Genomic DNA, 18,937 nt, shown 5'->3' with positions numbered 1-18,937 from the left:
ACTGGAGACTTTTTTCTTGTTTACGGTTGACTGAAAATTATATATTTTCAAATAAATTGATTGACTACTATTCCAACTGTTATTACAATGTATATATAACAAAACTTGTTTTTGTATATAAAACATTAAAGGGGAGTGATAGTGAAATACCTCTAGTTTTTTTGCTTTTCATGTTTATATGAAATTGGAACAAATGGGATGGAATTAGTAGGGGGATATCAAGGGTTTTAACAATTCGAGAATGAATGGGAGTTGTTCTTTGTGAAAAAGTACTTATTATTTTTCGGTCTAATCACACTAGCCTTCATGCTTGCAGCGTGTTCCGGGGAAAAGTCTTCTGGGGACGCAGAAAAGAAAGACGGTGGAGTTGTAGAAATTAACTTTGGCGGTGGCTTTGCAACGGAAGAACCAATTTGGCTATTTGAAGCAGATCCTTCATTGGCTAAAAATCTTGGGAAAACATATAAACTTAATCTCTCTCAATTTAGAGCGAATGCAGATAGATTAAATGCTTATCAAGCAGATCAAATTGATGGGGGAACATTAGGACAAGGGGCGGCAATTCTATCGAGCTCTCAAGGGATTAAGATGAAAGTGGTAGCTGTTGTATCAAAAGATACACCTGATATAGGTTTCAACTCTGCATTCATGACATTAAAAGATTCGGAAATTAATGACATTAAGGACCTTAAAGGGAGAACAATCGGGCTTTCTGATTTTAAATCTCCAACCGATATGTGGGTTCGAAGTGCCTTGAGATCTGCTGGTTTAGATCCGGATAAAGATGTGAAATATGCAATAACTCCGATTCCAGCCATGACTGAAGCAGTCAAATCTAAAAAAATTGATTTAGGGATGTTTCCACAGCCATTTGGTGCTGCAGCGGAAGAAAGTGGAGAGTTTAAAACCATTTTTACCTCGAAAACTGGAGTTCCATTTGACGAAGACTTCCTAGTAATGTTTATGCACCCCGACTTTATCAAGGAAAATAAACAAGCAGTAAAAGATTTCTTAACTGACTACGCAAATATCGTAAAGTATTACCATGAAAACGGTAAAGAAGCGAGACAGAAGATAGTTGATAACACGAAAAAGGTCCAAGCTGACCCTAATATTTATGTGAACATGACCGATAATAACCGTTCTGCTTATATTAATAGGGATGGTTGGGAGAAAGTTCAGGAACTTATGCTAAAAGATAAATGGATTGATAAAAAGATTGACCTCGATGATTTAATTGATACATCTTTATTGCCATCTGAATAAGTAGTGCGGGGACATTTGTCCTCGCATTTATAAATAGGAGGAGAACAAATGACCAAAAAGAACGCGGCAATGGAAATTGAGAATTTGAGAAAGGTTTATTCCACTAAAAAAGAAGAAACAATTGCAATAAAAGATGTAAGTTTAACAATCCCTGAAGGTAAATTTGTTAGTATCGTTGGGCCGAGCGGCTGCGGAAAAAGCACATTTCTACACATCGTCGGGGGATTTATTGAAAAGTCGTCCGGTAAAGTGAAAGTAAGAGGAAAAGAAGTTCAAAAGCCTGGCCCAGACAGGGGAATGATGTTTCAGGAATCTGCCCTGTTTCCATGGTTGAATGTATTTGATAATGTTGCTTGGGGATTAGATATTCAAGGGATGCCGAAGAAGGAGAAAAACGAGATTGTTGAAAGGTATTTGAAATTGGTGCGCCTATGGGATTTTCGAAATCAATTACCTTCGCAGCTATCAGGTGGGATGAGACAGAGAATTTCGCTTGCCCGCATACTAGCTTTCGATCCTGAAGTTTTGTTGATGGATGAACCTTTTGGTGCATTGGATGCACAAACAAGAGAGGAAATGCAGGTTGAATTGCTACGAATTTGGAGTGAATCGAAGAAAAGTGTTTTATTTGTTACCCATGATATCGAAGAGGCCGTATTCTTAAGTGATACCGTTGTTGTTTTTTCCGGCAGACCAGCTGTTATTTCAGAGATTATTGATATTAAGTTTCCGCGACCTAGAGATTTAAATCTCTATAAATCTCCTGAATTCAGAGATTATCGTAATCAAATTTGGGATCTGCTTCATCAAGAGCATCATAAACCAGTACAAATTGTATCGGAGGTAGTCAATGGATAATAAACTTCTCCGAATGATTGCTGTTATTGAGCTATTGGTTATATTTTTAATTTGGGAACTCCTAGCTGTCTTTCAATGGTTCCCAACCTACTTATCCAGCCCTTTAGCCATTATTAAATCAATGGGTGAGCTTTGGGTGGATGGAGATTTATTAAATCATGTTGGTTCAAGTCTTTTTAGATCACTAATGGGCTTTTTGTTAGTTGTTATCGTGGGTGTTACTCTAGGAATCTTAGCAGGGTACTATCGAAGAGTGGGAACATTTTTTGATCCAATTGTTAACACCTTAAACCCAATACCAAAGATTGCATTACTCCCGATCTTAATGGTTTGGTTTGGAATATCAGATACAACTCGGATATTAATTATCTTTTTAACTGCGTTCTTTCCATGCTTTGTTGCAACAAGGGACGGAGTAAAATCAATCAAGCAAGTCTATCTTTGGTCAGGACAAAATATGGGAGCAAGTACTTTGCAATTATTAAGAAAAATTGTATTTCCTGTTACACTTCCAAAGATATTTGATGGATTAAGAGTTTCATTAGGATTGACCTTTGTCATGATGTTTTCATCAGAGATTATTGGCGCTGCAAACGGTTTTGGATTAGGTTTCTTGATTCTTAATGCTGATCTAGGTGGAAGAACAGACTATATGTTTGCTGGTGTAGCATTTATCGGATTACTGGGATTTATCTTTGATAAACTGTTACTTACCATTCGAGGCAAAGTATTATGGTGGGATGTAAATAAAGCATAATCTCAAGTTGATTATGAGAGGAACTTACAAGGGACTTGAAGAGGTGAAAGGATGATAAAGAAGTTTTGGAATAAAATATTAGACTATCAATCTATTTTTATTTTATTGATTGTATGGGAAGTTATCGCTGCACTTGGTATTATGCCAGAAAGGCTATTCCCATCCATGTTTGTTGTGATAGGGGTGGCGTACGATCTTGCCTTGTCACCACTGCTTTGGGATAACTTATCGGTAACGATGGTGCGTGTATTAAGTGGATTTACGATTGCAGCTGTGATTGGTGTCCCGCTGGGAATTATGATGAGCCGATTTAATGTAATGAATAAATTGATGCAGCCGATGCTTTCAATTGGCTATCCCATCCCTAGGGTTGCGTTATACCCCATTCTAGTTTTTATGCTTGGTATTGGTTCAGGTTCAAAGATTTTCTTAATCGTTTTGGAATGCTTATTTCCTATTATTATTAATACTTACTATGGTGCACTAAGGGTAAACCATATCTATGTATGGGCTTCACAGAATATGGGAGCCAATCATTTTAACATGTTTTGGAAGGTATTGCTACCTGCAACAGCGCCATCTATCTTTACGGGCTTGAGAATTGCACTTCCTCTTGCACTCATTATTTCAATATTGACAGAAATGATTAGTTCAACAGAAGGAATGGGATATTTACTAAGTTTTATGTCTTCATCACTCGTTCAAGAAAATGTATTAGCATCCGTAATGCTGATAGCTATAGTAGGTTATTTAATGAGTGTTATTCTCGATGTAATACAGAAAAAGTTTATCTTTTGGCATTAACAAATTTTTATAAGAAGGAGGGGATATCGATATTCATTGCTCCTGTTGATGGAAATGAATATCGATATCCCCTGCTAAAAACTTAATTATGTTGGTGATAACCTGAATAGGAAGAAAGTTGGTCTGCCTGTTTTAGTAATGCTGGAATAACCGTTTCCGTAATAAAATCATCTTTACAGACGGCCACAGGTGCTACAACATTGATTGCAGCAATAATATGACCCTGTTTATTTACTATGGGAGCAGCAACAGAAAATATTCCGTTTTCAAATTCTTCATCGCTTGTAGAATATCCCTTTTCCTTAATTTCTGTTAATTCTTTTTCTAATGCTAGTAGTTCTGTTTTTGTCTTACCGGTATACGACTTTAATTCATTCCCGTTTAGCATGGCGGTTAATTTTTCTTCTTTCTGAAATGCAAGCAATACCTTGCCTAAAGCCGTAGCATGTGCAGGAAGTCTTGAGCCAACGGTAACATTGACAGTTGATACACCTTTTCCAGGAACCCTTGCGACATAAGCCACTTCATTACCCTCTAGTATTCCGAGATGTGTTGATAACCCCGTTTCGTCTCTGAGTTCTTCTAAGTAAGGTCGTGCTAAGTCTAACAAAGGCATTGTATTCAAATAGGTAAACCCTAGTTCAAGGACTTTAGGCGTCAGTTCATATCTTTTTGTTAGTTCATCCTGCCTAATATAACCTAAGGATTGAAGCGTGAACAAGATTCGGTAAGGAGTAGTACGGCTAACATTAAGCTTATTAGCTATTTCGGATAATGAAAGTGTAGGCATATCGCCATTAAACATCTTTAATATTTCTAAACCTCGAACAAGAGAATTGGATAAGTATCGATCATTTTTATCTTCAGACATATATATATCACTCCTAGTAAGACGGTAGTTGCTTCAAATAGATTCGCTGTTACATTACAAGATTCGTTAATATTATACAACATTTTCCTGTCCCGCGTCTTTTAACTATTATAAAAATGTCGATTAATCCGAAAATTCCGTTGACTATTTGAAAAAATGTTATATTATGTAAAAGTAAAACGGTGTTTTGCCAAAAAAACAAAAAAGTATATAGGAGGTAGAAAAATGCCGTATTTACCCGTAGAGGATTTATCCATTCATTATGAGAAGGAAGGGAATGGAAACCCAATAATCATACTCCATGGAATGGGGAACAATTCTCAATCTTGGAAAAAACAATTAGCAGGATTAAGTGAAAAAAATACGGTTATCGCATGGGATGCACCTGGATATGGAAAAAGTTCAGACCCAAAAGAGGAATTCAAGGAGTTTCGTCAGTTTGCAGATATTTTAAAAGGTTTTATTGAAGCCCTAAACTATAAATCTGTAACTCTCTTAGGACATTCGATGGGTTCTGCGATTGCACTTGATTTTTGTTATCGATTTCCTGAAATGGTGGAGACTTTAATCATCTCAGATGCTACAAGGGGATCCGCATCGTTAAGTATGGAAGAAAATCAAAAGAAACTAGCAGCACGCCTTAATAATATTAATACATTAGATCCAAAGGAAATTGCAGCAAAAAGAGTGAAGGAGCTTCTGTCCCCCAATCCTGACCCGGAAGTTAAAAAGGAAGCGGAAAGGATTATGTCACAGGTAAGACCAATGGGGTACCGCTCCGTTGCATATTCTTTATTTCATTTAAACCAAATGAACATATTATCCTCTATTACGACTCGGACACTCGTCATTTGTGGAGAACTCGATAAGGTAACACCGGTAAGTGAGTCAGAGATTTTCCACAATCAGTTAAAAAATTCAGAGTTCGTAATCATTCCGGGTACAGGACATTTATGTTATCAGGAAGATCCGAACAGCTTTAATAAAATTGTTTTGGACTTTCTTAAATAAATCACAGTATATTGACCGCTCGAGGGAGGTGTTTGATTGATGACAAAGGATGAAAAAGAACGATATAATGCCAATGCATTAGTAAGAGGATTAGAAATATTAAAGTTGTTTGGTGAGGAACGGCAGACATTATCCTTGGTAGAAATTGCAAAAGAACTAAAGGTAAGTCGCACAGTCCCTTATAGGTTATTATTTACTCTTCAATCACTTGGATACCTAGCTCAAGATGAAGCTACCAAGCGATACAGTTTAACACCTAAAGTTTTAGAAATTGGATTTTCATACTTAAGCAGTTTAAAGCTTCCAGAAATTGCGCAGCCATATATTGAAACCTTAAGAGATGAAACAGGAGCATCCTGTCATCTTTCGATATTGGATGGACATGAAGTTGTTTATGTAGGGAGCGCCCCTGTTAGAGGTATTTCAGCCATTAATGTTAATATTGGACTTAGACTCCCGGCTCATGCAACAGCAAATGGAAAGGTCCAGCTTGCCTATCAATCGAAGGAGCAACTAAATATGGTTTTATATGGCTCAAACCTAAAACCATATACAGATAGGACTCAAACAGATTTACTAGATTTACAGGAAGAATTAGAAGGAATCCGTAATAAAGGATATGCGATTACCAAAGGAGAATTAACGTTAGGAATTCAATCAGTGGCAGCACCGATTTTCGATCGCACTGGAAAAGTTTTGGCAGCTGTTAATGTAGTAGCTACTGAAACAACCTTCCATAATGAATTTATTGAGAAGGTAGCACTGCCTCGAGCATTAGAAACATCAGCTAAATTATCCAGCTATATGGGCTATCAATTGAAAAACTAGATAGATAGAAAAGGCTTGCAAACGCAAGTTTTTTTTTGTGATTAATAATTGATTTAGTTTTGTATGTAAAACGCTATTTTGGTAATGAAACATTTTTCGAAATATGTATTGACATAATATTCTTATAAATTTAAAATTAAATTAAGGAAAAACGTTGTTTCCTATATAAAACATAATTTATTTGAGGGGGAATTATATGTTGATGGGGAACAAAAGGTGGCTTTATATTGCAGTCCCAATCTTTTTCTTTTGGTTTTTTGGACAAATTGATAAGTTAGGCATTTCAATTATCCAAACAGATCCGGGCTTCCTGGAAGACCTTGGTATGACAGGGGCAGATAAGAACGCAAAGATTGGCTTCATCACTTTCATCTTTACAGTGTCCTATGCTTTTTCTAATCTATTTTGGGGTTTTATTATTGATAGACTAGGAGCTAGAAAAACAGCTATCATGGGCCTCTGTATTTGGACAATCACGATGATATTTGGGGGGCTGGCAACTTCCTATGAGATGTTTCTTGTAAGCCGAGTAATCCTAGGATTTGGTGAAGGGATGATGATTCCTGTATGTGGGAAATTTATATCCAATTGGTTTAACCATCGCGAACTTGGAAGAGCACAATCTTCGTGGCTGGCTGGAAACTACTTTGGACCTGCCTGCGGAGCGGTTATATTAAGCTTAGTAATCGCTACTTTTCATTGGGAAACTGCATTTTTCTTTTTAGCTGGATTAAACCTTTTTATTGTCATTCCGATGTTTGTATTTCTAACCAGAGATACTCCTGAAGAACATCACCGTATTGATCAAAAGGAATTAGCGTATATTCGCACTCCCGATCCAAATGAAAAAATAAAGCCAAAGCAAAATTTTACGCAAGATTATCGTTATTGGATTGTTTGGTTTGGAATGCTTATGTCTTCATTTTTATTTTTTGGAATCAGTATTTGGCTCCCTACCTACTTAGTTGAAGCAAAAAACTTCTCAAGAGAGGCCATGACGGGTATCACATCATTATCTTGGCTGTTTGCACTAGGCTTCGTACTAGCTTGCGGATATTTAGCGGACAAAACGAAGCGTCCTAGCCTACTCGCTACTATATTATTCAGTTTGACTGCAATTTTTCTAGCGTTAGCCATAATTGCTCCACATCCTGTTATTGCAGGAATTTGTATGGGACTTGCAATGGGAACGCAGGGCGGGGTTTTCCATTTAAGTAATTTATTTATTGTTAAATATTCTACACCAGCAACAGCAGGTCGTGCTGCAGGCTTAATGGGGTTCACAAACATACTTGGAGGTTTTTCAAGCTATATTATGGGCTGGCTTCGTGATCTTTCAGGTGGTGACTTTGGACCATCAATTGTGATGTTGATTGTGGCGGCAGGATTTGGTTTTGCAGCGTATCTCTTTACATTGAAAAAAGAAGCGGTCGAGGTCCGAAGCCATAAAGTGAATTCTAATAGAGTTATAATTTAAGAAATGGTTACTAATATAAAACAGCGTTTTGAATTTTCTTAATCTTTTTAATTGACAATTAAAGGATTGGGAATTAAAATTGGTTTAAATGAAAAACAATGTTTTATATATAAAACAAAATAAAAATTTATAGGAGAGTGTTTTTGATGGCAGAAGAAAAATTTAATGTAGCAGAGTTTGAAAAGAAATATGTGGCTAGATTACAAGATCGTAGTTTAGATTGGAACGTTTTAAAATTTCAAGAAGAAATTGATCCAAAATACAAAAGAGCTCAAATGAGATATATCGGTCGTGGAGCTACAGCTAATAATGATTCAAATGTTATTGCAGCTGAACATTTCACACTAAGCACAATGGTTCTCCCAGCAGGATGTATTGGTCCCCTGCATTTACATGATGATGTGGAAGAGGTTTTCTTCATTCTTAAGGGCAGTGTGAAAGCGCTTATTCAAGAGGTAGGAAAAGATGAAGTGCACGAAATTCGCTTAAATGAAAGGGATTGCATTAGCTCCCCTCCAGGAGTATACCGCGGCATTCACAACGATGGCGACGAAGAAGCGTTAATGCTTGTAATGCTCGGAGCAGTAAAACCAAACCTGCCAACTTATGTAGAAGGCAGTGCACTTGAAGAGCTTCGTATCCAACGTGCAAAAGAAAGAGAAGCAATTATCAACGGAAATAAATAAAAGCATTTTATAAAAAAATCTTCTTTGATGGGGATGGTCCTCTAACTTTCGCTGGGATCATCCCTATTAAATTAAGTTGTTGTTTTAGAAGCATTAATGGAGGTGTAAATATGGTTGGTATTACCCACTTAAGACATATTGGTTTAATTACCCCAGTTCTACAAGAACAAGCAGATTTTTATGAGAAAATTTGGGGATTAGATAAAGTAGCGCAAGACGAAAAAACCGTATATTTTCGTGGTGCTGGCCCTGAAAATCACATTTTAAGCTTACATGCAGGTGAAAAGAGAGGACTGCACCATATCGCTTTTGGAATGGTCGATAAAAATGCCGTTGATAGAGCAGCAGATTTCCTTGCTTCCAAAGGAGTAAAAATAATAACTGATCCTGGTTATCTAGATGAAGAAGGAAAAGGTTATGGACTGCGGTTTGTTGATCCTGAAAATCGCTGTATCGAATTATCAGCATGGGTTGAGATGCATACCACCATATGGAACAAAAAAAATGTTGACCCCGTTAAACTGAACCATGTCGTAATGAATACAGCAGACCTTGATATGATTACCGATTTTTATACGAATATTATCGGCTTTAAAGTTACCGACTGGAGCGAGCATCAGATGTCTTTCCTTCGCTGTAACCGGAAGCACCATTCACTCGCATTTAATCAAGATAAACATGCATCAGTAAACCATATCGCTTATGAAGTAGATACAGTTGATGAAGTTATGCGTGGAATTGCCAATGTCAGGAAGGCTGGATATCAAGAGATTTGGGGACCAGGACGTCATGGTCCTGGCGATAATATTTTCTGTTACTTCCAGGATCCCGCAAAGTTTGTCATGGAATATACCTGTTATTTAGAGACAATTGAAGATGAAAGTGAATGGAGAGCCCGTGTTTGGAAGCGTGTCCCTCATTTGATGGACCAATGGGGAATTGCTGGACCTCCGAAGCCAGAAACCCGCGCAGCGATGGGTGGAGAACCTGACCTTGGATGGGTAAACGTGAAAGCACTGCTCTAAAGGTTTGATAATAAGGGGTGTTGATATGGACTTGGGTTTAAAAGGAAAAGTGGCTGTTATTATGGGAGGAACATCAGGTGTCGGTTTAAAAACAGCTGAGATGTTCCTACAAGAAGGTGCCAATGTAGCAATATGCGGCAGAAATAATGAGCGGAAAGAAAAAGCTATAGATTACCTATTACAGTTCGGGTCCGCTGACTCTATTTATGGGGCAACCTGTGATGTAACGAATAAAGATGATGTTAATGCATTTATTAATGGTACTGCTGCTAATTTTGGTGGTATTGATATCTTGGTGAATGCAGCAGGGCAAAGTGTAATGGGATATTTTTTTGACGTCAGTGACGAACAGTGGATGGAACAAATTCAATTAAAATACTTCGCCATCATTTATGCAGTTAAGGCTGTCCATCCATATCTTGTCAAGCGTGGCGGTGGAAGAATTATTAATATCAACGCTACACTAGCGAAAGAGCCTGAAAGACATATGATTGCGACAGCTGCAACAAGAGCTGGATTATTGAATTTAAGTAAAACTCTTTCTCAGGAGCTTGCACCAGATAATATTCTAGTAAACTCAGTCAGCTTAGGTTTAATACGAACCGATCAATGGGAGCGAAGAAGAATGAAAAATGCTTCTGATATAGATCCAGAAGAATATTATGCTGATTTAGCAAAGAAGCGAAATATTCCATTAGGTCGGGTAGGAGAAGCAGAAGAGGTTGCAAGTGTCATTCTTTTTTTAGCCTCAAAGCAGGCGAGTTATGTATCAGGTTCAACAATTGAAACGGCAGGAGCGCTCGGTAAAGCGCTTTAATATGATTAAAGGCAGGAGTAAATCATGAGTCCACAAGTTCAAATGGAATATACAACGGCAGATGCTGTTGTTCAAGAATTAGTACGAGCAGGTGTATCTACAGCTTTCGGAATTGTCAGCATCCATAACATGCCGATCTATGATGCAATTCTTCGTGAAGGAAGCATTCACCTCGTTTGTTCTCGCGGTGAAAGCGGAGCAGTTAATATGGCTGACGGTTATGCCCGTGCAACTGGTAAATTAGGTGTCGTCATTACTAGTACGGGGACTGGAGCTGGAAATGCTGCAGGTTCACTTATTGAAGCTTGGGCAGCAGGCGTGCCTGTTCTGCATTTAACTGGTGAAGTGGCTTCTCCATACTTAGGTACAGGAAGAGGATATATTCACGAGTGTAAGGATCAGTTGTCGATGATGGAAGGAGCCTGTAAAAAGGCACTTCGTTTAAGAAAACCGGAGCAAACAGCTGCTGTAGTTAGACAAGCGATTCAAGATGCATTAGCTGCTCCGTCTGGACCAGTATCGCTTGAAATTCCCATCGATTTTCAATCTGCAATTATTCCAAATCATACTCTTGAAGAAGTCAGATTCGCAGCACCAACGAGCCATATAGCATTAGATTTACCCAAAGAAATCGTAGCCAAAATCAGTAATGCCTGCCGTCCTGTTATTTGGGCAGGCGGAGGAGTGATTTCCGCAGGTGCATCGAATGAAGTGAAGCAATTAGCAGAAATAATTGGTGCAGCTGTTATTACAAGTCAATCAGGTAAAGGAAGTATACCAGAAGATCATCCTCAGTGTATCGGTCACTTTGCTGCTTATGAGTTAACGAAAAAGTTATTAAAGGATTCTGATTTATTGATTAGTATTGGTGTAAGATTTAGAGGAAATGAAACGGCGAACTGGAAAGTATCTGTTCCGAAAGAACATATTGCCATAGATGCAGATTGGCAGGCTATTAATAGAAACTACGAAGCTACCAATGGGCTAGTAGGGGATGCCAAGCAAATCCTTAATACAATCATTCAAGACTTATCCCAAATAGAAATAAATCCTGACCCTGCATATCTAGATGAAGTACAGACGGTTCGTCAAGAATTGCGGGCAGCATTACGAGCAACTCTTGGTCCATATGAACAAATTCTAGATGGCATGCGAAAAGTATTGCCGCGAGATTCTATATTAGTACGCGATGTAACCGTCCAAGCAAATGTATGGGGAAGTCGATTATTTGAAATCTATGAACCTCGTACTTCTATTCATGCCTCTGGTGGAGGAATTGGCCAGGGATTACCTACAGCCATTGGCGCACAAATGGCATTTAAAGACCGTCAAGTGGTGTTGATGGCTGGTGATGGCGGATTTATGGTGAATGTAGGAGAAATGGCAACTGCTGCTCAAGAAAATTTACCATTAATCGTGGTATTGTTCGATGATGCTGGCTATGGGGTACTCCGTAATATTCAAGATGCTGCCTACGGACGGCAAGTAGCAGTCGATCTCTTAAGTCCTGATTTTGTACTATTAGGACAATCTATGGGATATGAATCTACTAGAATCGGCTCACCTGATGAATTTGCTTCAGCACTTGAAAAAGCAGTTGATACTAAAAAGCCAACCATTATTGTGGTTGATATGGAAGCTGTTGGACCAATGGCTAAGCCATTTGGAGGACCTCCAGGCGCAGCAGATGCATTCAAACCAAGAAAGCTTTAAGGGGGGAAAAGAATGATCTCAACATATCCATTTGTTTCAGGTAAGTACTTGATTGGCGGTAATTGGTATGAAACAGAAAAAAAAGCTAATGTCATCAATCCAGCAAATATAGATGAAGTTGTCGGGGAAGTAGCTTTATGTTCCAAAGCAGATGTCGATCATGCGATTGCAACTGCCGAAAAGGCATACGAGACCTGGTCGCGAAGTGATATTGAGGAACGAGCAAGCAGCATGCATTTGGCAGCGGAGGAAATAAAAGCAATCGTTGAAGAAAATGTAACCTTACTAGTACGAGAGAATGGAAAAGTACTAGTGGAAGCAAAGAAAGATTTGCTGCGCTGTGTAGATATTATGCACCAAGCAGCAGATGAATTGCTTGAATGGTGGAAGCCTGAAAGTTTGCCAGGCAATCAAAAGGTGCAAATTCGAAAACGTGCACGTGGTGTCGCTGCCATTATTTCACCTTGGAACTCGCCGATGATATTAACTTTTAAGCGAGTGATACCAGCTGTTTTAACAGGAAACACTGTAGTGGTTAAGCCAGCTACAAATTGTCCTCTGACAATTATGTCATTTTTAAAGGTGCTGGCTTCCTATTTCCCGGCAGGAGTTGTTAATGTCGTAACAGGTTCGGGTGGTGTGATTGGTGAGGCACTTTGTTCTGATCCAAGAGTAAAGACGATTGCTTTCGTGGGCAGTACCGAAACAGGAAAAGATATCATGCGTGCAGCTTCAGGTACGGTAAAGAACCTCTATATGGAACTTGGTGGAAATGATGCAGCCATTATTCTTGAAGATGCCAATCTTGATGAAGACAGTATTAAGCGCCTTCGATTTGGTGTACTTCGTGCTGCAGGCCAAGTATGCTCAGCTATAAAAAGGATCTATGTACATGAGTCAAGATATGAGGAAATCATAGAAAAGCTTAAAAAGGAATTTCAAAGAATCAGGGTTGGCAACGGAATTCAGCCTGATGTTGAGATGGGACCTTTAAATAATAAATCGCAATATGACTATGTTAAAGGATTAATTGAACGTGCAGCTGATTCGGGTGCAACTATCATTTCAGCTGGAATTCAGATAGACCCTGAATCATGGGATCAAGGTTACTTTATTTTACCAACGATTATTACAGGTGCAGATCAAAATAGTGAAATTGTTCGTGCAGAACAATTTGGTCCTGTCATTCCAATTTTGCCTTTTACAACAGTAGAAGAAGCCGTTAAGCTCGCAAATGACAGTGAATTCGGCTTAAGAGCGTCAGTTTGGACTGAGGATTCGGAACTGGCAATCCAATTAGCAGACCAATTAGAAGCAGGAGCTGTTTTTCATAATAACCATACCGTTTTCCAAGACCTCCATCTTGATTTCCCAGGTCTAAAAGAAAGTGGACTATCTCGTGAAATAAGGCACTGTGGGTTAGAGTATTTTGCAGATTCATACGGGTTAGCCAATTGATAAGGAGGAATGTCAGATGAATATCGGCCTAATCGGCGGTGGAAACATTGGCAGATTCCTACTTCAAAGCATTAATACTAATAAATTCTTGGTAAATTCTAAAATTGTTGGCATTTATACCCGCAATCCAAGTTCGGCTCAGCAGCTAGCATCTGAATTTGATACTGAAGTTTTTGAAGATATTCAATCACTATTACAGTCGAATATAGATTTAGTTATCGAAGCTGCTACTGTCGAAGTGGTAAAAGAGTATGCTGCTCAGGTTCTAAGCTGTGGTAAGGATTTAGTACTTAGCAGTGTTGGTGCTCTCAGTGATCTGAATTTTATTCAAACGCTTGAAGAAATCTGCAATGAGAATGGCAAAAAGATATACCTCCCCTCCGGTGCAATTGGAGGACTAGATGTCTTAAAAGCAGCGAAATCCAATGGCGAACTGTACAGTGTTTCGATTATTACAAGAAAGCCGCCCCAGGCTTTACCGGGTGCACCATTGGATATAGAAAAGATTCTTTTTGAGGGTTCTGCTCGTGATGCCATTGAGTTGTTCCCAAAAAACATCAATGTTTCAATCATTTTGTCACTTGCAGGATTAGGGCCAAATAAAACCCGAGTAAAAATCATTTCTGATCCTAGTATTAAGAATAATAGTCATAGTATCGAAGCAACAGGATCATTTGGCAGATTATCTCTAAAGGTAGAAAATGATCCTATGCCGAACAATCCAAAAACGAGTTATTTGGCTGCTCTTAGTGTATTGTCATCATTAAAAAATAAAGATGCTGTTATCCAAGTTGGCTAAATTATTTATTGGAAAAATACTTAATAATAACATACAGGGGTAAACGTTATTAATTGCTTTTTCCCCTGAATGAATGGCAACGTAAAAATATATTTAGGGGGAAAAGGCAATGTACAAAACGAACATAAATTTAGAAGAGATGTCTCAAAAAGAAGCCATTGAATACTTAAATGAAAGCGTTAAACCTGAAAATGGAGCCATTCCTGCCTATCTTCTAGGTGACCCAACGATATATGATTTAGAGCACAAAAAAATATTTTTAAAAACTTGGGTATTCATTGGACATGAATCGGAAATTCCGAACAAAAATGACTTTATCACAAGGGATGTATCTGGCTATTCCGTCATTATTTCTCGAGGTGCTGATAATCAAATCCGCGGCCTGTACAATATGTGTACACACCGGGGGATGAAGCTTTGTCGCGCAGATGCTGGCAATAAGTCATTATTTACTTGTCCTTATCATGGCTTTAATTTTAAAAACAATGGAGATTGTGTGGGTGTTCCGCTCCAAAAGGACATTTACGGGGATAGCTTAGATAAATCCCAGCTGGGTCTACACAAAATTAGAGTGGAGTCATACAAAGGGTTATTGTTTGGGACTTGGAATGATGAAGCAGAGTCTTTAGAGGCTTTTTTAGGAGATTTTAAATGGTATATTGATATATTTGCAGGAAGAGCAGAAATGGAAGTAATGGGACCGCCGCAACGATTCGTTATTCATTCTAATTGGAAAATCGGAGCAGATAACTTCGTAGGTGATTCCTATCATACGATGGTTACTCACGGTTCTATTGCCAAATTAGGAATGGTTCCAAGTGCGACTTATTCGAAAAAAGGTTATCAAATCCACACCACTAATGGGCATGGCTTAAACCTTGGCACACCGAATCCAGACTTTGCCTTCCCTGAAGAACTAAAGGATGAGTACAAAGAAAATCTAACAGAAGAACAATACGAGGTTCTATCTAATCTAAAGAATATGATTGGAAACATCTTTCCTAACCTATCGTTTTTAATTTCTCATACAAAAATTAAAGGCCAGTTAATCTCTAATACCTCAATGCGAATTTGGAGACCAATATCTGTGGATAAAATGGAAGTAATTACATGGTTTTTAGTTGAGAAAAATGCTCCAGAGGATTGGAAGAGACGCTCACGAGAATCATTTATTCTAACATTTAGCCCTTCAGGTATTTTTGAACAGGATGACACAGAAGTATTCACAGACATTACAGCTGCTGCCTCTGGTACGATGCCATTAGTAAAACAGCTGACATTTAATTACACGATGGGCTTGCACCGTAAACCAGTAACAGAATTCGTTGGCCCAGGTGTCGTTTATGATGATAAATTTACTGAAGCCAATCAAAGAAATTTTTATCGTTACTGGCTTGACTTAATGACGAAGTGAGATTGCTCTCACACTTTTCATGACCTTTATCAAAAAAATATTAAAGGATTGAGGGAGAAGTTATGACAATTGAGAGGATGCTAGCGACCTATGAATTTGAACAATGGCTTTATCGGGAAGCTAAACTGTTAGATGATATCGATTTTGATGGGTGGTTTAGCTTAATGCACCCAACATTAAAATATCAAATGCCGGTTCGTGTTAACAAAGAGGGTATAGAACGTCCAGATTATGCCTTGGATATGTTTGCATTTGATGATGACATTGAATTATTGAAAATTCGTGTGGATCGTCTAAAAACGGATTATGCATGGGCTGAAATTCCTCCTTCTCGGACTAGAAGATTAGTGAACAATGTGCGGCTGATAGATTATGTACCAAATGAAAAAGCAGTAGTAAACAGCTATTTGATGATTTACCGGAGCCGCAGCACCGATATTCATCACGATTTAATTTCTGGTGAACGACAAGATGAATTTATTTATGAAAATGGTGAATGGAAACTATCGAAACGCTTTTTCATTGTCGATCAAACGACGATTAATACACGAAATCTAGCTATCTTTGTGTAATGGCTTTAGCAGCAGGAAGGAGCAGTATTATATGGCTCAGTTAAGTGGTAAATCAGTTTATTTGACCGGTGGTGCCTCTGGTATCGGAAAGGCTGTAACAGAAGCCTTTGTGAAAGAAGGGGCAGTGCTTACCGTTCTCGATAAATCATTAGAGGGGCTGAATCAACTAAAGCAGCAGTTTGGTGATTCTGTGCAATGTATTGAGGGAGATGTTACGAATTATCAAGCACACGCTGATGCAGTTCGAATGGCCGTGGAAGCATTTGGGAAGTTAGATGTTTTTGTTGCGAATGCTGGTGTTTTTGATGGGTTTGCTAAATTCCAAACTGTTACTCCCGAAGCAATGTCAAATGCATATGACTTCCTGTTTGACATCAATGTAAAAGGATATTTCAATGGGGCAAAAGCGTCAGTGGAGGAATTGAAGAAAACAGGCGGTAATATGATTTTCACTGTGTCAGGTGCGGGGTTCTATCCTGATGGAGGAGGAGTCTGGTACACCGCCAGCAAACACGCACAAATTGGATTAATGCGCCAGCTTGCGTTTGAGCTTGCTCCTGATATAAGAGTGAATGCTGTTGCTCCGGGAGGAACGTTGACAGCACTAAATGTCATTTCTCCGCTGCAGCCATTTGTAAAAATGGTAGATAACGAGACAAAAGAAAAAAGTATTAAATCACGAAACCCGCTTCGGATTGCAATGTCATCTGAAGATCATGTAGGAGCTTACTTGCTGCTTGCTTCCGATAACGCAAGGGCGATTACTGGAGAAGTTATCTCGAGTGATGGTGGATTATCTGTCCGTGGACTAGGTTGAAAAAAAGAATTAGAGGTGATCATTTTGACTGAATCTTTAACAGAAAAAAAGCCTTTGGCAGGTAATAATGAAATCAATCAACTTGCCTTTGTTGTTCGCGATATTGAGAAGACGTCAGAATTGTTTGCTAAACTTCTAGGAATTCCAAAACCTGCATGGTTCCTAACAGGTGATAGTGCGGTTTCCAAAATGGTTTTTCGCGGCAAGCCAACGAATTCTCGAAGTAAATTAGTATTTATGAATACACCAACCGTACAGTTTGAACTAATCGAACCAAATGAAGAACCAGGTACAATGCGTGAATTTTTAGATACAGTTGGAGAAGGAATCCATCATATTGCCTTTGATGTGGATTCTATTAAGGAAAAACTTCCGGTTTTTGAAGAAAGTGGATATCCATTGCTCCAAAGTGGTGAATTTACTTCAAGTGACGGCAGGTATGTATATGTGGATACCTTGAATGACCATAAAACACTGGTAGAACTCCTTGAAAGTGCTGAACCACGGGATACAGAGCCAAGTAAAGAATCCTATGAACCTTTGCTTGGGACAAATCAGGTTGAGCAACTAGCGATTGTTGTAAAAGATCTCGATGCAGCAGCCGAGGCATACTGTAAACTACTAGGTGTTGAAAAACCACAAGTTATTCAATCCGGACAAAGCGAGCTTACCCAGGTTGTTTTTGAAGGAGAGCCAACCGAAGGTGATTCTAGATATATGTTTATTAACACTCCTCTGCTTCAAATTGAATTAATTGAGCCAGGTCTTTCTCCAAGCACTTGGAAACAACACCTTGAAACACATGGAGAAGGTGTTCATCATATTTCGTTTGTAATAAAAAACATGGATGAAAAAATTAAGCTTCTAGAGGATATGGGGTATCCCGTCATTCAAACCGGGAATTTCTACAATGGAAAAGGCAGATATGCATATATGGATACCACCTCGGACTTTAAAGTAATCATTGAATTACTAGTAAGATTTGATTCGTAAAAAAAGTGCTAGACACCTCGGGTGCCTGGCACTTTTTTTTGAAGTTTAATCTATCTGTTCGCATCGACAATTTTTTTAGAGTATAGTGGAATAATAAAATAAAATTGACTCAGTTTCGTGGAGGAATATATGCAAAGGGCACAAATACCAACTTATGAACGGATAGCAATCGACTTAGCAAATCGAATTTACGATGGTAAATTCAAAGTGGGTGAAAGGATTCACGGAAGATCTACATTGGCAAGTGAGTATAAAGTTTCTCCTGAGACAGTAAGAAGGGCGATAAAGATATTAGAAGATGTGGAGATTGTTCAATCAACAAAGGGCAGCGGGATTGTTATTTCTTCTCGTGAGAATGCCTATAAATATATCCATCGCTTTTTGAATTTGGCAAGCATCAAAGATCTTGAGAAAGAAATTAATACCCTAATTTCCGAGCGAGATAAATTAGATGAGCAGCTTTTTGATACAGTAAGGAAAATCATGGATTATTCTACAAAACTTCGACATACCAATCCATTAGCACCAATTGAAGTAGAGGTAGTTCCTGGTTGTGTACATATCGGAAAGACGATTTCAGAAGTGAAATTTTGGCAAAATACAGGTGGAACCGTGATAGGTATGAAGAGAAAGGGAGAATTGATTATCTCTCCAGGGCCATATGCATTGATTCTTGAAGGGGACGTTCTTCTCATTATTGGGGATGATGATACTTATGAGAGAGTTGTCCATTTTATGGAGGATTAAAAAAAAGCCGGCAGCGCCGGCTTC

Annotated in this window: 19 protein-coding genes; 18 read left to right on the top strand and 1 reads right to left on the bottom strand. The window is 38.5% G+C overall.

From position 1 onward, the window contains the following. The first annotated feature begins 261 nt into the window (after window positions 1-261). Genes MLOOGBEN_RS15135 through MLOOGBEN_RS15120 form a run of 4 tightly spaced genes read left to right on the top strand, consistent with a single transcriptional unit; the run spans window position 262 to window position 3,685 of the window. A complete protein-coding gene (locus MLOOGBEN_RS15135; protein ID WP_179159102.1) occupies window positions 262-1,266 on the top strand; it encodes an ABC transporter substrate-binding protein in 1,005 nt (334 codons plus the stop codon). A gap of 48 nt (window positions 1,267-1,314) precedes the next feature. After that, window positions 1,315-2,124 carry an ABC transporter ATP-binding protein gene (locus MLOOGBEN_RS15130; RefSeq protein ID WP_179159101.1) on the top strand — a complete coding sequence of 270 codons (810 nt, stop codon included), beginning with the start codon at window positions 1,315-1,317 and terminating at the stop codon, window positions 2,122-2,124. Further along, window positions 2,117-2,881, top strand: a complete 765-nt coding sequence (locus tag MLOOGBEN_RS15125) for an ABC transporter permease (protein ID WP_179159100.1) — start codon at window positions 2,117-2,119, stop codon at window positions 2,879-2,881. Before MLOOGBEN_RS15130 ends, MLOOGBEN_RS15125 begins: the two co-directional genes overlap by 8 nt. Before the next feature lie 51 nt (window positions 2,882-2,932). Continuing rightward, on the top strand, window positions 2,933-3,685 hold the full coding sequence (locus tag MLOOGBEN_RS15120; RefSeq protein ID WP_179159099.1) for an ABC transporter permease: 753 nt from the start codon (window positions 2,933-2,935) through the stop codon (window positions 3,683-3,685). Window positions 3,686-3,767: 82 nt separating this feature from the next. Here MLOOGBEN_RS15120 and MLOOGBEN_RS15115 read toward each other — a convergent pair whose 3' ends face one another. After that, window positions 3,768-4,556 carry an IclR family transcriptional regulator gene (locus tag MLOOGBEN_RS15115; protein WP_179159098.1) on the bottom strand — a complete coding sequence of 263 codons (789 nt, stop codon included), beginning with the start codon at window positions 4,554-4,556 and terminating at the stop codon, window positions 3,768-3,770. A gap of 225 nt (window positions 4,557-4,781) precedes the next feature. Between MLOOGBEN_RS15115 and MLOOGBEN_RS15110 the strand changes: the two genes are divergently transcribed. The 14 genes from MLOOGBEN_RS15110 (at window position 4,782) to MLOOGBEN_RS15045 (ending at window position 18,913) form a co-directional block, all read left to right on the top strand. Further along, complete coding sequence (locus MLOOGBEN_RS15110; protein ID WP_179159097.1) at window positions 4,782-5,567, top strand: alpha/beta fold hydrolase; 786 nt, start codon at window positions 4,782-4,784, stop codon at window positions 5,565-5,567. A gap of 39 nt (window positions 5,568-5,606) precedes the next feature. After that, the gene (locus MLOOGBEN_RS15105) at window positions 5,607-6,395 is read left to right on the top strand and encodes an IclR family transcriptional regulator (protein WP_179159096.1); all 789 of its coding nucleotides are present in this window, start codon (window positions 5,607-5,609) and stop codon (window positions 6,393-6,395) included. Between the two features lie 196 nt (window positions 6,396-6,591). Continuing rightward, entirely contained in the window at window positions 6,592-7,872 is a 1,281-nt protein-coding gene (locus MLOOGBEN_RS15100) for an MFS transporter (RefSeq protein ID WP_179159095.1), read from the top strand. Window positions 7,873-8,018: 146 nt separating this feature from the next. Beyond that, window positions 8,019-8,558, top strand: coding sequence for a cupin domain-containing protein (locus MLOOGBEN_RS15095; protein WP_179159094.1), 540 nt, complete (start codon window positions 8,019-8,021; stop codon window positions 8,556-8,558). Between the two features lie 110 nt (window positions 8,559-8,668). After that, the gene (locus MLOOGBEN_RS15090) at window positions 8,669-9,583 is read left to right on the top strand and encodes a VOC family protein (RefSeq protein WP_179159093.1); all 915 of its coding nucleotides are present in this window, start codon (window positions 8,669-8,671) and stop codon (window positions 9,581-9,583) included. Window positions 9,584-9,608: 25 nt separating this feature from the next. Then, window positions 9,609-10,400, top strand: a complete 792-nt coding sequence (locus MLOOGBEN_RS15085; protein ID WP_179159092.1) for an SDR family oxidoreductase — start codon at window positions 9,609-9,611, stop codon at window positions 10,398-10,400. Between the two features lie 24 nt (window positions 10,401-10,424). Continuing rightward, a complete protein-coding gene (locus MLOOGBEN_RS15080; RefSeq protein ID WP_179159091.1) occupies window positions 10,425-12,113 on the top strand; it encodes a thiamine pyrophosphate-binding protein in 1,689 nt (562 codons plus the stop codon). 12 nt (window positions 12,114-12,125) lie between these two features. Then, on the top strand, window positions 12,126-13,571 hold the full coding sequence (locus MLOOGBEN_RS15075; protein ID WP_179159090.1) for an aldehyde dehydrogenase family protein: 1,446 nt from the start codon (window positions 12,126-12,128) through the stop codon (window positions 13,569-13,571). Window positions 13,572-13,587: 16 nt separating this feature from the next. Beyond that, window positions 13,588-14,370, top strand: a complete 783-nt coding sequence (gene nadX, locus MLOOGBEN_RS15070; protein WP_179159089.1) for an aspartate dehydrogenase — start codon at window positions 13,588-13,590, stop codon at window positions 14,368-14,370. A gap of 109 nt (window positions 14,371-14,479) precedes the next feature. Next, a complete protein-coding gene (locus tag MLOOGBEN_RS15065; RefSeq protein WP_179159088.1) occupies window positions 14,480-15,784 on the top strand; it encodes an aromatic ring-hydroxylating dioxygenase subunit alpha in 1,305 nt (434 codons plus the stop codon). A 62-nt stretch (window positions 15,785-15,846) separates the two neighbouring features. Further along, a complete protein-coding gene (locus MLOOGBEN_RS15060) occupies window positions 15,847-16,356 on the top strand; it encodes an aromatic-ring-hydroxylating dioxygenase subunit beta (RefSeq protein WP_179159087.1) in 510 nt (169 codons plus the stop codon). Window positions 16,357-16,387: 31 nt separating this feature from the next. After that, window positions 16,388-17,173, top strand: coding sequence for an SDR family NAD(P)-dependent oxidoreductase (locus tag MLOOGBEN_RS15055; protein WP_179159086.1), 786 nt, complete (start codon window positions 16,388-16,390; stop codon window positions 17,171-17,173). Window positions 17,174-17,197: 24 nt separating this feature from the next. Next, window positions 17,198-18,166, top strand: coding sequence for a VOC family protein (locus tag MLOOGBEN_RS15050; RefSeq protein ID WP_179159085.1), 969 nt, complete (start codon window positions 17,198-17,200; stop codon window positions 18,164-18,166). A 129-nt stretch (window positions 18,167-18,295) separates the two neighbouring features. After that, window positions 18,296-18,913, top strand: a complete 618-nt coding sequence (locus MLOOGBEN_RS15045) for a GntR family transcriptional regulator (protein ID WP_179159084.1) — start codon at window positions 18,296-18,298, stop codon at window positions 18,911-18,913. Window positions 18,914-18,937: the final 24 nt, after the last annotated feature.

The organism is Bacillus sp. EB106-08-02-XG196 (assembly GCF_013396335.1).
In the GTDB taxonomy this organism is placed as follows: domain Bacteria; phylum Bacillota; class Bacilli; order Bacillales; family Cytobacillaceae; genus Neobacillus.
Note: the sequence above shows the minus strand (reverse complement) of the source record. Positions and strands in the feature narration are given on the sequence as shown.